This window comes from Pseudomonas sp. BT76 TE3572, from assembly GCF_050435365.1.
Classification (GTDB): Bacteria; Pseudomonadota; Gammaproteobacteria; order Pseudomonadales; family Pseudomonadaceae; genus Aquipseudomonas; species Aquipseudomonas fluorescens_W.
The window spans coordinates 3,795,440-3,808,580 of record NZ_JBNDKE010000001.1 but is presented as its reverse complement, the minus strand read 5'-3'; the positions used below and the strand labels follow the sequence as shown (position 1 = coordinate 3,808,580).

Genomic DNA, 13,141 nt, shown 5'->3' with positions numbered 1-13,141 from the left:
TCAATTGTTTGTCGAAAGATCGCTGCTGCGATCTCTCGACTTTTCTTGTTAGAAACTCATGTCCACTTTGGTCCAGAGCGTTCGCCCCGGTTCTTTAATGGCTTGCGGATCATTGGCCGGGTAGCCGAAACCGGCGTTGCCGGCCAGGTTCAAGTGCTCGGCGTACGCCTTGCCGAACAGGTTGTCGACGCCGGTGCTGATCTTCCAGTGCTTGTCGATCCGGTACGCGCCATTGAGCGAGAACACGCCAAACCCCGGGGTCTTGTCGAAGTCCTTGCCGACCACGTTGCCCTTGTTCTGGTCGATGCGGTTTTGCGCCGCGACCACGCGCCACAAGGCCCCGGCACTCCAGTTGTCTTCGCTGTAGGTCAGGCCGAAACGTGCGTCCAGCGGCGGCATTTGCGGCAGTGCGTTACCGTCGCTGCTGTTCTTGCCCCAGGCATAGGCCAGGGTCGCGTCGGCTTTCCAGTGGCTGGTCAGCTTGTAGGCCGCACCCAATTCGCCGCCCATGATTCGCGCGTCGATGTTCTGTGCTTGCGAGGTCATGCCCATCATTGTTGGCGTGTAGTTGAACAGGATGTAGTCGCGCACCTGCCCGACGTAACCCGAGGCCCAGGCTTCGAGGTCTTCAGTCTGGTATTGCAGGCCGAAGTCGAGCTGGGTGGTTTTTTCAGGCTTGATCGAATCGAAGGCATTCACCGAGCCGGCGGGGCCGGACTTGGGTGAAAACAGCTCCCAGTAATCCGGGAAACGCTGGGTGTGACCGAGGCCGGCATACAGCGTGGTCGGACTGTCAGCCAGGTCATGCTCGTAACGGACGAAGCCGCTCGGCAATGTGTCGGCACGGGTGTCGTCGGCGGTCGGGTTAGGGCGCGCCATCATCCCGGAGCCAGTGGTCTGCCGAAAATCCTTGGCCGAAACGCGATCCAGGCGCGCGCCGGTAATCAGCCGGTCACGGTCGGCGGCGTACCAGGTCAATTCGCTGAACACGCCGTAGTTGTGGAAGTCGGCGTCCTTGTTGCGTGGCAATTCCTTGTAGACGTCGATGCCCATGGCGCTGCGTTGGCGGTGTTCGCTGGTCTGCGCATCAATGCCGCTGATCAACTGCACATCGGCCCAGCGCCAGGTGGCTTTGATCCGTGCGCCGAGGGTTCGACGGTCGACGTTGGAGGCCATTGGGCCGGCCATCATTCCGGTGCCGGACGGCGTGCGCAGGGTGTAGTTGTCCATCACGTGGTCGGCGTAGTTGTAGTAGATCTGGGCCTCGACCTTGTCCAGCACTTCGCCGATGTTCGACTGCTCGAACCGCAGGCCCAGGCTTTCGCGCTTGAACTGCGAGCCGTCCATGCCGCGCCCGGCGTAACGCGCTTCGCCATCGCCCTTGCCGGCGGTGAGTTCCAGCAGGGTGTCGGCGTCCGGGGTCCAGCCCACCGCGACGTCGCCGTTCCATTTGTCATAGCGCGACGGCACGGTGTCGTTGTTACCGTCCTGGTAGTCGTCGGCATGCGCGGTGTTGCCGATCACTCGCACGTAACCCAATGGCCCGCCGGCAGCAGCGTCCAGCACTTTGTCGAAGCGGCCGTTGGAGCCAGCCAGCACGCTGGCGTTCACCCGCGTGCCGAGTTCACCGAAGCTTTCCGGCTCACGGTCGAAGAGGATGGTCCCGGCCGACGCGCCGGGTCCCCAGAGCACGGTTTGCGGGCCTTTGATGACGGTGAGTTTGTCGTAGGTTTCCGGCGAGATGTATGAGGTCGGAGCGTCCATTCGGCCGGGGCAGGCGCCGAGCAACTGGCCGCCGTTGGTGAGGATGTTCAGCCGCGAGCCGAACATGCCGCGCAGTACCGGGTCGCCGTTGGTGCCGCCATTGCGCACCAGGGCGAAGCCGGGAATGGTTTTCAGGTAGTCGCCACCGTCGCTGGCCGGCACCGGTTGGCGCGGGTCCTTGGGGTTGGTGACGATGGTCAGTGGCGAACTCGGCGCGATGGCGGTGATCACCGTCGGGCTCAGTTCTTCGCTGTGACCGGCGTGTTCATCGGCCAGCACCATGGGTGTCAGCATTGCACCGCAAAGGAAGGCGGTGGCGTGCTTGAAACGAATGCTGGATTCGTTCGGGGCAAAAGAAGCCTGGGCAGCGCTCAAGCGTGTGTCAGCAGAAAACCTGGACATGACAATTTCCATCGAACAGTCGTAAACGACACGGCCGGCAGCCTGCGCAATCCATGTGGGAGCGAGCTTTTGTGGTGAGCGAGCTTGCTCGCGCTGGGCTGCGTAGCGGCCCCATTTATGAGTGCTGCGCACTCAAGCGGGAGCAAGCTCCCTCGCCACACTGGCTCACTCCCACAGGTTGCTTTGGTTGACTTCTAAACCGTGTGAGATCGGATGTGAGGGTTTACGCGTCGATGGGCGGGGCGCGGGTGCGGGCGCCGGGGAAGAAGGTTTGGCGGGCGTGGCCCAGGCGAGGGGAGGGTGTGGTGAAAGTGGTGGCTTGTGGTGTGTCGAAGGCAACGAAGGACTGGCCGCCGGTCAGCGCCGGGCAATTGAACAGCAGGCTGCAATAGCCGCATTTTTCCCAGAGCGCGTGATGTGAGGCTTTGGGCGGGCAGTGTTCGGCAGCGGGTTGCGCATCGTGGACGGCGTGATCCATCGCCGACATGTCCATGCTCATGTCCATCGACATGCTCATGGTCATCGAGGAGGCGCGTTGATCCATCGGCATCGACTGAGAAATCAGCGGGCCGATAAAGATCATCAACATGGCGAACAGGCTGATCCAGCTACCGCGCGTCAGGCTTAACGGCTGACGACGGTGTGCGGATGACCTGGCGCTAAGCGGGCGCATGGGCGTTTTTGCTCAGTCGCTTACTGAGCGTGGGCGTGTATCTGCATGCCTTCCGGCGGCTTCTTCTGCACCGAGACGTCGACCGTCACGTCGCCGGACTTTTCGAAGTGCATCGTCAGCGGGAAGCGTTTGCCGTCACTCAACAGGCTGCGGTCTTTCAGGTTTACCAGCATCACGTGGTAGGCCATCGGCGCAAAAGTGACGTTGCCACTGGCAGGAATGTCGACGCTCGGTACTTGCTGCATTTTCATCAGATCGTTCTGCATCACATGCTCGTGCAGCTGGGCTTCGCCTGCAATCGGCGAGTCGACGCTGAGCAGTCGGTCGGCCGTTTTACCGCTGTTGTGAATCACGAAATACGCCGCGACCGTTGGCGCGTTGGGCGGCAACTCTTGCGACCACGGATGAGCGATTTCCAGCTCCCCGGCCGTGTATTCGTGGGCATTGGCAAAACAGGCAGGCAGCAGCAACACAGCCAGGACGATGAGTTTGTTCAACATGGCAGTTCTCCAGAACGATTCAAAACGCAGGTCAATTGCGAGAAGGAATCACACCAGAGGGGAAGCGCGGGGGTTGAGGCTCGGCCATTGCTGGCGCGGTGTCGGTGTATCGAGAGTGGCGTGAGGCAGGCTTCGATTGGCCTCGAAACGCGCGAAGTACAGTTGCGGCACATGCCCGGGCAGCGCCACCAGTGGCGCGGAACCTGAACAGCACCAGCAATGCTGCATGTTGGAATGATCGTCGTTCTGCGGGGCTTTCTGTTCGACATCGCCCAGGGAAATCGCCACCATCTTCGTGCCGCTGGCGGAGCAGAAACTGCCCCACAACAACTGCTCGGCGGGTGATTTCGCCGTCTGTGCCATCGCTCCGGACATCGGCATGGCAAGCATGTTGAACAGCACTGCGAAGCAGGCGATCCAGGCAAATGCGAGCCGTTGTCGGGACATGGGAATAATCCGGTTGGGTGGGCGATCAGGCGCGACTATTTAGCCTGATCAGGGCCGATAAGTAAAAAAGCGGCGTGCGGTGTGGTGTCGCAGCGCAGTCAGAGAGTACTGGCGTGCAAGCGCAGGCCCAAAGCTTTCATAACCTTCATGATAGTCGCGAATTCCGGATTGCCAGTGCTGCCCAATGCTTTGTACAGACTTTCACGACCCAGGCCTGCATCACGGGCAATCTGTGTCATGCCCTTTGCTCGGGCTATGTCGTTAAGGGCTGCACGTATGAGCACTCCATCGCCTGCATCCTCTTCAAAACAGGCGTCCAGGTAAGCGGCCATTTCTTCTGGGGTTTTTAGAAATTCGGCGGCATCGAAACGGGTGAATTGTTCGGTCATTCGGTACTCCGAGCGCTACATTCGTGGGACTCGGAAATATAGGGACGGGGTTGCGACCTGACTAGTCAGCCGCGTTGGATGATGTTGTGGGTAAGGTCCGATAGATAGGTAGGGCGTTGCGCATTTTTTTGTAGCAGCTGGCGAAGCCTGCGTTCGGCTGCGCAGCAGTCGTAAAATCAAACGCCTCGGTCTTTCAGGTTAATCGTGGATGCAGGATTTACGCCTGCTGCGCAGCCGAACGCAGGCTCCGCCAGCTGCTACAGGGTTATGTAGTGGTTTCTGCTGTCAGGGCTGCCAACACGTCACTCACCGACCCAAACTCCCGATCAACTCCCGGCAACACTGGCCGCTGCAAAACTATCACCGGCACCCCACGCTCCCGTGCCACTTCCAGTTTCGGTTCGGTCGCGGTGCTGCCGCTGTTCTTGCTGATCAGTACATCTATCTGCCGACGTTCAAACAGCGCACGTTCATCCTCGATCAGAAATGGCCCGCGCGCGCCGATCACCTCGCAGCGTTCGTTGCCGGGGTAAACGTCCAGGGCACGCAAGGTCCAGAATTGCTCTGGCGGGATTTCATGCAGATGCTGCAAGGGTTCGCGGCCGAGGGTGAACAGCGGTCGCCGAAACGGTTTCAGCGCTTCGATCAATTCGGCCCAATCGCTGACGTCTCGCCAGTCGTCGCCGGGCTGTGGCTGCCAGGCCGGACGCCTCAGCGCCCAACATGCAATGCCGCTCAATTGCGCGGCAGTGGCGGCGTTCTGGCTGATTTGTGCGGCGTAGGGGTGGGTGGCGTCCAGCAGCAGGTCGATCCCTTCATCCCGAATGAACTGCGCAAGCCCTTCGGCCCCGCCGTAGCCGCCAACGCGAACCTGGCAGGTCAGATCCGTCGGCACACGCCCGACGCCGGCCAGGCTATAGATGTGTTCTGGCCCCAGGGTCCGGGCGATGGCCAAGGCTTCTGTCACGCCACCCAGCAACAACACGCGCTTCATTGAAAAGCTCCCGCATGGCCGACAATCCCACCCTGGCGATCGATGGCAAATACTTCAACCTGAACCTGCGCCGGCACCACGCTGCGAGCAAAGTCCAGCGCGTGCTGACACACAGCATCTCCGAGCGCGATACCCACAGCGCTGGCCATCGCCAAGGCTTGCTGGCTGGTGTTGGCTTCGCGAATCCCTTGCTGCAACGTCTCATCGGCGCCAATCGCCGCCGCCCACTCGGCCAGTTGCGGCAGGTCGATGCTCGAATGTCGACTGTGCAGATCCATGTGCCCGGCCGCCAGTTTGCTGATCTTGCCGAAGCCGCCGCAGAGGCTGAGTTTATCCACCGGCACTTTGCGCAGGTGTTTGAGCACGGCGCCGACGAAGTCGCCCATTTCGATCAGGGCGATTTCCGGCAAATCGTAGACCCGGCGCATGGTGTCTTCGCTGGCGTTGCCGGTGCATGCGGCGATGTGCAGGTAGCCGTTGGTTTTTGCCACATCGATGCCTTGATGGATCGAGGCAATGTAGGCCGCGCAGGAAAACGGCCGGACGATGCCGCTGGTGCCGAGAATCGACAAACCGCCGAGAATCCCCAGGCGCGGGTTCATGGTTTTCAAGGCCAGCGCTTCACCGTCCTCGACGTTCACCGTGACCTCGAATCCGCCGCGGTAATCGAGTTCCTCGGCCAGCAAGGTCAAGTGGTCGGTGATCATCTTGCGTGGCACCGGGTTGATCGCGGGTTCACCGACACCCAGCACCAGCCCCGGCCGGGTCACCGTGCCGACGCCGCGACCGGCATTGAAGCGAATGCCCGGCTCGCTACTCAGTCGTACTTGGGAATAAAGCAGCGCGCCATGGGTCACGTCCGGATCGTCGCCCGCGTCCTTGATCGTCCCTGCTTCGGCGCCGTTGTCGATCAGACGACAGAACTCCAGCCGCATCTGCACCTGCTTGCCCTTGGGCAAAACGATCTCCACAGCGTCAGCACTCAGCCCGCCCAATAACAAACGAGCCGCCGCCAAACTGGTTGCGGTGGCGCAGCTGCCGGTGGTCAGGCCGCTGCGTAACGGGGCGGGTTGTTCAGCGGTTTCGTCACGCATCGAAAGGCTTCGTCACTTCCAGCAAGGTAATCGGCAACGCCTGACGCCAGGTATCAAAGTCCCCCAGCGGTTGCGCTTGAGCGATATGAATGCGCGTCAGCTCACCGCCGTGCTGCTCGCGCCAGGCCATCAAGGTCATTTCACTTTGCAGTGTGACGGCGTTGGCAATCAGTCGGCCGCCGGGCTTGAGTGCGGCCCAGCACGTGTTGAGCACGCCCTCGCGGGTGACACCGCCACCAATGAAAATAGCGTCTGGATCCTCGAGCCCGGCCAAGGCCAGCGGTGCACTGCCGCGAATCAGCTGCAGGCCGGGAACACCGAGGGCCTCCCGGTTGTGTTCGATCAACAGCTGCCGCCCTTCATCGGCCTCGATGGCCAGCGCCCGACAACTGGGGTGGGCGCGCATCCATTCGATGCCGATCGAGCCGCTGCCGGCGCCGACGTCCCACAAGAGTTCACCGGGTATCGGAGCGAGACGCGCGAGGGTAATGGCGCGCACGTCGCGCTTGGTCAATTGGCCGTCGTGCTTGAAGGCTGAGTCCGGCAGGCCGGCCAGTCGAGAGAGTCGCGGCGTATTGGGCTCGGCGATGCACTCGATGGCGATCAGGTTCAGGTCGGCAATCACAGGATCGTTCCAGTCATTGGCGACACCCTCGATGCGTCGTTCGGCGGCACCGCCCAGATGTTCCAGCACGGTGAGGCGACTCGCCCCGAAACCGCGCTCACGTAGCAACGCAGCGATCGCGGCCGGACTCTGACCGTCGTTGCTCAACACCAGCAAGCGAACACCGCTGAACAACTGCGCGCTGAGTGCGGCGATGGGACGGGCAACCACCGACAGTGTCACCACATCCTGCAACGGCCAGCCCATTCGCGCCGCCGCCAATGAACAAGAAGAGGGCGCTGGCAATATCAGCATTTCATCGTTGGGCAGTTTCCGGGCAAGGCTTGCGCCCACGCCAAAGAACATCGGATCGCCGCTGGCCAGTACGCAGACCGGTTCGCCGCGCAGCGCCAAAACCGGCTCAAGGGAGAAAGGGCTGGGCCACAACTGTCGCTTGCCACGGATGCACACCGGCAGCAAATCCAGTTGCCGCTGACCGCCAATGATCCGCGAAGCGCGCAGCAGAGCGTGCCGGGCGTTTTTGCCCAGGCCCTTGAAGCCGTCTTCACCGATTCCCACTACTGTCAGCCAGGAGGCCATGTTGTTCCTTAATCCAATGTTCATCGTCAAGGCGACATGATAACGCGGCTTCTGTCATCTGACGCAGGTCTATGGCCGGGAAAGGGTACTTCGGGTTGCAGACACTTAATGTTGACGAAAAAATGTCTGTTGTAATGATAGTTTTGATAGTTTGGTTTTTGTTCAGGTTGCGCAAACTTATATGTATTAAATATTTGGCCGATAGTTGATGTTGGTCGCGACACTATCAAGGATGAAAGAAGCTTATATGGATAACGTGATAGCTAAAAGTGTCGTCGAGCATGATGCGCTGGTGATGAGAAATGTGCTGCTGACCGGTATTGCCGGCCAGACTATCGCCGACAATAATTTTGTTAAAAATTGCATTTATCTGGCCCAGCATGGCGCGGATAAAGTCGCAAAGAGCGAGACGCAGCCGGGGCCTTGGTTCGATCATTACACCAATATGTTTTGGTCAATGGATTGGAAGCTTGCCGAGCCTGTCGAGTACATCAAGCCGCAGTTCTCGGGCAGTTTGAAACAGGCTTGGTTGAACGTGGCACGTCCCTACCTCACGAGCGCTCAAATAGCGCAGGTTGGAGCAGTACTTGTAAAGCTGGAGCGTGACGCCAGTTTGCTGGCGAAGATTGCGGGCACCAGTGGGAAAATAGGCGGATTCAACATCGTACCGGTCAGTTATAAACCCAACGGAGATCTGGAAATGGTGGTCAGTCATGTCCGGTTGATCAAGTTGGGCATCACTACACCCTATCTGGTCTGGACGATAGACCAGAGTCTGTCCCAATTGGATATCCGGATTCGGCGGTTGGAGATCAAGCGTCGAGACATGGACGCCATTCGACAACGCGTGGAAGAGGCCACGCGAGCCCTTGCGCTTGAGTTCAGCGAGTTCGAGCTCTAATCCACGCAGGCCGAAGCATTCTTTTGCTTGATTGATACGTTGGCAGCGTTTCCGACCGGCAGACTTTTCATGCGCTCGGGCAAAGCAGGCATAATGGCAGCCCTTCGCCTTTCACATGCATCCAGTCAGCCGGTCACTCATTGAACGAACGCCCGATGTCCAACGCTTTACGCCCCTCGGCCTGTCCGGGGTTGCTGCGTATCGTCCAGGCGCTGGACGGTGGGATCTGCCGGATCAAGCTTAATGGTGGTTCGATCACGGCAGATCAGGCCGATGCAGTGGCCGATGCCGCTGAACGGTTCGCCGGAGGCGTAATCGAGGCGACCAACCGCGCCAATCTGCAAATTCGCGGGATCGGCAGTGAACAGGGCGCCTTGATCGATGGCCTGATGGCTGCCGGGTTGGGGCCAAGCACCGCCGCTGGCGACGATGTGCGCAATTTGATGCTCAGCCCCAGCGCCGGGATTGATCGGCAGATGCTGTTCGATACGCGTCTGCTGGCCGAGCAGATCCTCGTCACGCTGCAAAGCCATGAACGCTTCCACGACCTCAGTGCCAAGTTTGCCGTGCAACTGGATGGCGGCGAAGGCTTGGCGATGCTCGAACATCCCCATGACCTGTGGTTGTCCGCCACTGAACGAGACGGCGAGTTGGTTTTTGCATTCGGTCTGGCGGGGTGTCCCGTGGATTCGCCTGCGGGCGCGGTGCCGCTGGAGCAGGGCCATGCGCTGGTGGTCGGGGTGCTTGAGTTGTTTCTCGACATGGCGCGTCCCGAGCAGACGCGAATGCGGCATTTGCTCGCTGAATGTTCGCTCGACGGGTTTCTCGCTCGTCTGGCCGAACGTGTGCTGTTAATGCCCATCAAGGGTTGGCAGCGCAAGGTTAGTCCGAGTGTCTTGCACATCGGCGTTCATCCACAGAGCGAGGCCGAGCGCGTGTATATCGGCGCGGTGCCGCCTCTGGGTCGCCTCAATCCCGCGATGCTCAGAGGCGTCGCACAATTGGCGCGCGACCAGGGCGATGGCAGCCTGCGTTTCACACCTTGGCAAAGCCTGTTGTTGCCCGGTGTCCATGGCGACGATGCATCTCAAGTTATCCACAGCCTCGAACAACTTGGCCTGCGTTGCTCGGCCGACGATGCCTTGGCGCATCTGATCGCCTGCACCGGCTCGACGGGTTGCAGCAAAGGCCTGGCCGACACCAAGGGCGATGCCCGGCAACTGGCCGCGCTGTTGCAACATCAGGGCCAGACACAGAACGTCCACCTGTCCGGTTGCTCACGTTCCTGCGCGGCCGCACACATCGCCCCCATCACATTGCTGGCGGTTTCTCCCGGTCACTACGACCTCTATTTTCGCGATGCAGCGCAGCCGGGTTTCGGCGCGCTGCACGCATGCAACCTTACTATTGAAGCGGTCGCAGCCTTGCTCGACGCCCGCTCACGGAGCCCCCTTGATGCTTGATTACATCCGCGACGGTCAGGAGATCTATCGCAACTCCTTCGCGATCATTCGTGCCGAGGCCAACCTCGAGCGTATTCCGGCCGACCTGGAAAAACTCGCGGTCCGTGTGATCCATGCTTGCGGCATGGTCGACGCTATCGACGGCCTGCAATTTTCCGAAGGCGCGGGCAAGGCCGGCCGTGATGCGCTGGCCGCCGGTGCACCGATCCTGTGCGATGCGAGGATGGTCAGTGAAGGCGTGACCCGCACGCGCTTGCCTGCGAACAATCAGGTCATCTGCACCCTGCGCGATGAAAGCGTTCCTGATCTGGCCCGGGAGTTGGGCAACACCCGCTCCGCCGCTGCGCTTGAACTGTGGCGCCCTCATCTGGAAGGCAGCGTGGTGGTGATCGGCAACGCGCCGACCGCACTGTTTTATCTGTTGGAAATGCTCGACGCGGGCGCACCGAAACCGGCGCTGATTCTCGGCTTCCCGGTGGGCTTCGTCGGCGCCGCCGAATCCAAGGCCGCGCTCGCGGCGGACAGCCGTGGCGTGCCCTTCGTCATCATGCAAGGCCGGCTGGGCGGCAGCGCCATGGCCGCCGCCGCCGTCAATGCCCTCGCTACGGAGATCGAATGATGCAGCAACCTGGACGTTTGATCGGCCTGGGCGTCGGCCCTGGTGATCCGGAGCTGATTACAGTCAAAGCCCTGCGCCTGCTGCGCGAATCGCCGGTGGTGGCGTACTTCGTCGCCAAGGGCAAAAAGGGCAACGCCTTCGGCATCATCGAGGCGCATTTGCAGGACGCGCAAACGCTGCTGCCGCTGGTGTATCCGGTGACCACCGAAGCGTTGCCGGCGCCGCTGTCGTACGAACAAGTCATCAGCGATTTCTACGATGCGGCCGGCGAAGAACTCGCCGCGCACCTGGACGCTGGCCGTGACGTGGCGGTGATCTGCGAGGGTGATCCGTTCTTCTACGGCTCCTATATGTACCTGCACGATCGGCTGGCCGAGCGCTACGAAGCCGAAGTTGTGCCGGGCGTTTGTTCGATGCTCGGCGGTGCCTCGGTACTGGGTGCGCCGCTGGTGTATCGCAATCAGAGTTTGTCGGTGCTGTCGGGTGTATTGCCCGCCGACGATCTCAAGCGGCGTCTGGCCGATGCCGATGCCGCCGTGATCATGAAACTGGGGCGCAACTTTCCCAAGGTCCGTCAGGTGCTCGAAGAGCTCGGGCTGGCGGAGCGTGCGTTGTACGTTGAGCGCGCGACCATGGCCAATCAGAAAATCGTCCCGCTGGATCAGGTCGAGCCGATGTCCTCACCGTACTTCTCGCTGATCATTGTGCCCGGCGAAAGGTGGCAAGGCTGATGTCCCGTCCAGTTCCGGCGATTGTCATTCTGGGCAATGGCAGCCTCGCGACCGCGCGCAAGATTGCGCAGTTGTACCCTGGCGCATTGGTCCATGGCCTGGCCGAGCGGGTGGAAGGCGCGGACCGCGTCTATCACGAGTTCGGTGCCACCTTGCGTGAGTTCTATCAGCAGGACACGCCGATTATCGCGTTGTGCGCTGCGGGCATCGTGATCCGCACTCTTGCGCCGTTACTGCTGGAAAAAGGCGCCGAGCCGCCGGTGCTGGCCGTGGCCGAAGACGGCAGCGCCGTGGTGCCGCTGCTCGGTGGTCTCGGTGGCGTGAACGTCATGGCGCGCGAGATTGCTGCTGGTCTTGAGGTTGCTGCGGCGATCACCACCAGCGGTGAATTGCGCTTCGGCACCTGCCTGCTCAATCCACCCAGCGGTTACGCCCTCGGCGATCTGGAACTGGGCAAGCGCTTCGTCTCGGATTTGCTCGCCGGCCAAAGCGTCCGCGTCGAAGGGGCTGCGCCGTGGCTGGCGCAAGCGCAGTTGCCGCAAGATCCTCACGCGCAGCTGTCGATCCATGTCGGCAATGCCGAGCGGACACCGGCAGACAATGAATTGATGATTTACCCGCGCAATGTGTTGGTGACGGTGGGCGGCGAGGTGACGGGTCTGCCAGGCGCGATTCGCACGGCCCTGCATCAAGCGAAAATCGCCGTGCAATCGGTGGCGTGCCTGTTGGCCAGCGATCTGAACATGGCCAGCACGGCATTGCGCGAAGCAGCACTGGAACTGGGTGTGCCTCTGCGGTTTGCGTCGGTCAGCGGCGGCGTTAGCGAGTTGTCCCGCCACACCGTGCCGAACGCTACCATCGTGTCAGCGGATACCGGCATTGCCATCGCGGTCGCCACTCAGCCGCTGGACGCTGCGAAAATCGGCCGTGCACGTGGTCGTTTGGCGGTGATCGGTCTGGGGCCTGGCGCCGCCGAACTGATGGTGCCCGCGGTCAAGGCCGAACTGGCCAGGGCCACCGACGTACTCGGCTACGAAACCTACGTGCGCATGGCCGGGCCGTTCCGTGAAGATCAGGTGCTGCATTGCACCGACAACCGCGAAGAAATGCAGCGTGCCCGCCACGCCTTCGAGTTGGCGGCGCAAGGCCGTTCGGTGATTGTTGTGTCGTCCGGTGACCCCGGCGTGTTCGCCATGGCGGCGGCGGTGCTTGAAGCGTTGCATGAGTCGAGTGAGCAGAGCTGGCATAGCGTCGATCTGGAAATCCTGCCGGGTGTTTCCGCTTCGCTGGCGACCGCTGCGCAGGCCGGTGCGCCGTTGGGGCATGACTTCTGCGTGATGTCGCTGTCGGACAACCTCAAGCCTTGGGCGATCATCGAGAAGCGCCTGGACCTGGCCGCCGAAGCCGATCTGGCGTTGGCGTTCTACAACCCGATCTCGCGTTCACGTCCATGGCAATTGGGTCGGGCCCTGGAGATTGTCGCGCAGCACCGCACCGCTGAAACGCCGGTCGTATTGGGGCGCGACATTGGTCGCCCGGGCCAGACCTTGCGCGTCACCACGCTGGGGCAGTTGACCCCGGACCAGGTCGACATGCGCACCATGGTGCTGATCGGTTCCTCCACCACCTGCGTGTTCCCTCGTGCCGAGGGTGGCGAGTGGGTGTATACGCCTCGTTGGTACGGCGACAAGCCAACTTCGTGAGTGTCGGCGGCCTCGTCCAGGGGCCGCTTTTATACCTGTCTGTGGTTAATGAACTCGCATTGACTGCGGCCGACAGTTCGATGTCTTGATGTAAGTTAATATTTGGTTTGGAAGTAAGGTCGCTATCGGGTTTATTGATGGTCGAGCATTTTGTTGTCTTTCTTTTGTTGTTTGGGTGGGTGTTTAAGTTTCTGAATGTTCGGTTGGTCATCAATTGTTTGTTTTCTGTTTTGAGGTGGGAAATGCGTTCGGTTAGT

The 13,141-nt window shown here is 61.0% G+C and carries 13 protein-coding genes; 5 read left to right on the top strand and 8 right to left on the bottom strand.

Annotation, left to right across the window (positions count from 1 at the left end):
- Window positions 1-48: 48 nt before the first annotated feature.
- The 8 genes from ABH912_RS17320 to cbiE all read right to left on the bottom strand — a co-directional run bounded on the left by ABH912_RS17320 (window position 49) and on the right by cbiE (window position 7,467).
- The gene (locus ABH912_RS17320) at window positions 49-2,166 is read right to left on the bottom strand and encodes a TonB-dependent copper receptor (protein ID WP_429511225.1); all 2,118 of its coding nucleotides are present in this window, start codon (window positions 2,164-2,166) and stop codon (window positions 49-51) included.
- Between the two features lie 223 nt (window positions 2,167-2,389).
- The gene (locus ABH912_RS17315) at window positions 2,390-2,839 is read right to left on the bottom strand and encodes a DUF2946 domain-containing protein (protein WP_033055618.1); all 450 of its coding nucleotides are present in this window, start codon (window positions 2,837-2,839) and stop codon (window positions 2,390-2,392) included.
- A 20-nt stretch (window positions 2,840-2,859) separates the two neighbouring features.
- Window positions 2,860-3,339, bottom strand: a complete 480-nt coding sequence (locus tag ABH912_RS17310; protein ID WP_033055619.1) for a copper chaperone PCu(A)C — start codon at window positions 3,337-3,339, stop codon at window positions 2,860-2,862.
- Between the two features lie 48 nt (window positions 3,340-3,387).
- Window positions 3,388-3,786: a DUF2946 domain-containing protein gene (locus tag ABH912_RS17305; RefSeq protein WP_429511224.1), complete on the bottom strand. Its 399-nt coding sequence runs from the start codon at window positions 3,784-3,786 to the stop codon at window positions 3,388-3,390.
- A gap of 98 nt (window positions 3,787-3,884) precedes the next feature.
- Window positions 3,885-4,175, bottom strand: a complete 291-nt coding sequence (locus ABH912_RS17300; RefSeq protein WP_033055621.1) for an addiction module antidote protein — start codon at window positions 4,173-4,175, stop codon at window positions 3,885-3,887.
- A 265-nt stretch (window positions 4,176-4,440) separates the two neighbouring features.
- The gene (locus tag ABH912_RS17295) at window positions 4,441-5,169 is read right to left on the bottom strand and encodes a cobalt-precorrin-6A reductase (protein WP_429511223.1); all 729 of its coding nucleotides are present in this window, start codon (window positions 5,167-5,169) and stop codon (window positions 4,441-4,443) included.
- Complete coding sequence (locus ABH912_RS17290) at window positions 5,166-6,263, bottom strand: cobalt-precorrin-5B (C(1))-methyltransferase (protein WP_429511222.1); 1,098 nt, start codon at window positions 6,261-6,263, stop codon at window positions 5,166-5,168. Before ABH912_RS17290 ends, ABH912_RS17295 begins: the two co-directional genes overlap by 4 nt.
- Window positions 6,256-7,467, bottom strand: a complete 1,212-nt coding sequence (gene cbiE / locus ABH912_RS17285; RefSeq protein WP_429511221.1) for a precorrin-6y C5,15-methyltransferase (decarboxylating) subunit CbiE — start codon at window positions 7,465-7,467, stop codon at window positions 6,256-6,258. Before cbiE ends, ABH912_RS17290 begins: the two co-directional genes overlap by 8 nt.
- A gap of 247 nt (window positions 7,468-7,714) precedes the next feature.
- On the opposite strand from cbiE, the gene ABH912_RS17280 reads away from it, so the two are divergent.
- The 5 genes from ABH912_RS17280 to cobJ all read left to right on the top strand — a co-directional run bounded on the left by ABH912_RS17280 (window position 7,715) and on the right by cobJ (window position 12,884).
- Window positions 7,715-8,368 (top strand): hypothetical protein, encoded by a 654-nt coding sequence (locus ABH912_RS17280; protein WP_429511220.1) that lies wholly within the window; start codon window positions 7,715-7,717, stop codon window positions 8,366-8,368.
- A 155-nt stretch (window positions 8,369-8,523) separates the two neighbouring features.
- Entirely contained in the window at window positions 8,524-9,831 is a 1,308-nt protein-coding gene (gene cobG / locus ABH912_RS17275) for a precorrin-3B synthase (protein WP_429511219.1), read from the top strand.
- Window positions 9,824-10,450 carry a precorrin-8X methylmutase gene (locus tag ABH912_RS17270; RefSeq protein ID WP_033059596.1) on the top strand — a complete coding sequence of 209 codons (627 nt, stop codon included), beginning with the start codon at window positions 9,824-9,826 and terminating at the stop codon, window positions 10,448-10,450. Before cobG ends, ABH912_RS17270 begins: the two co-directional genes overlap by 8 nt.
- A complete protein-coding gene (locus tag ABH912_RS17265) occupies window positions 10,450-11,181 on the top strand; it encodes a precorrin-2 C(20)-methyltransferase (protein WP_033053597.1) in 732 nt (243 codons plus the stop codon). The genes ABH912_RS17270 and ABH912_RS17265 overlap by 1 nt, the downstream gene beginning before the upstream one ends.
- Window positions 11,181-12,884, top strand: coding sequence for a precorrin-3B C(17)-methyltransferase (gene cobJ, locus ABH912_RS17260; RefSeq protein WP_429511218.1), 1,704 nt, complete (start codon window positions 11,181-11,183; stop codon window positions 12,882-12,884). Before ABH912_RS17265 ends, cobJ begins: the two co-directional genes overlap by 1 nt.
- Window positions 12,885-13,141: the final 257 nt, after the last annotated feature.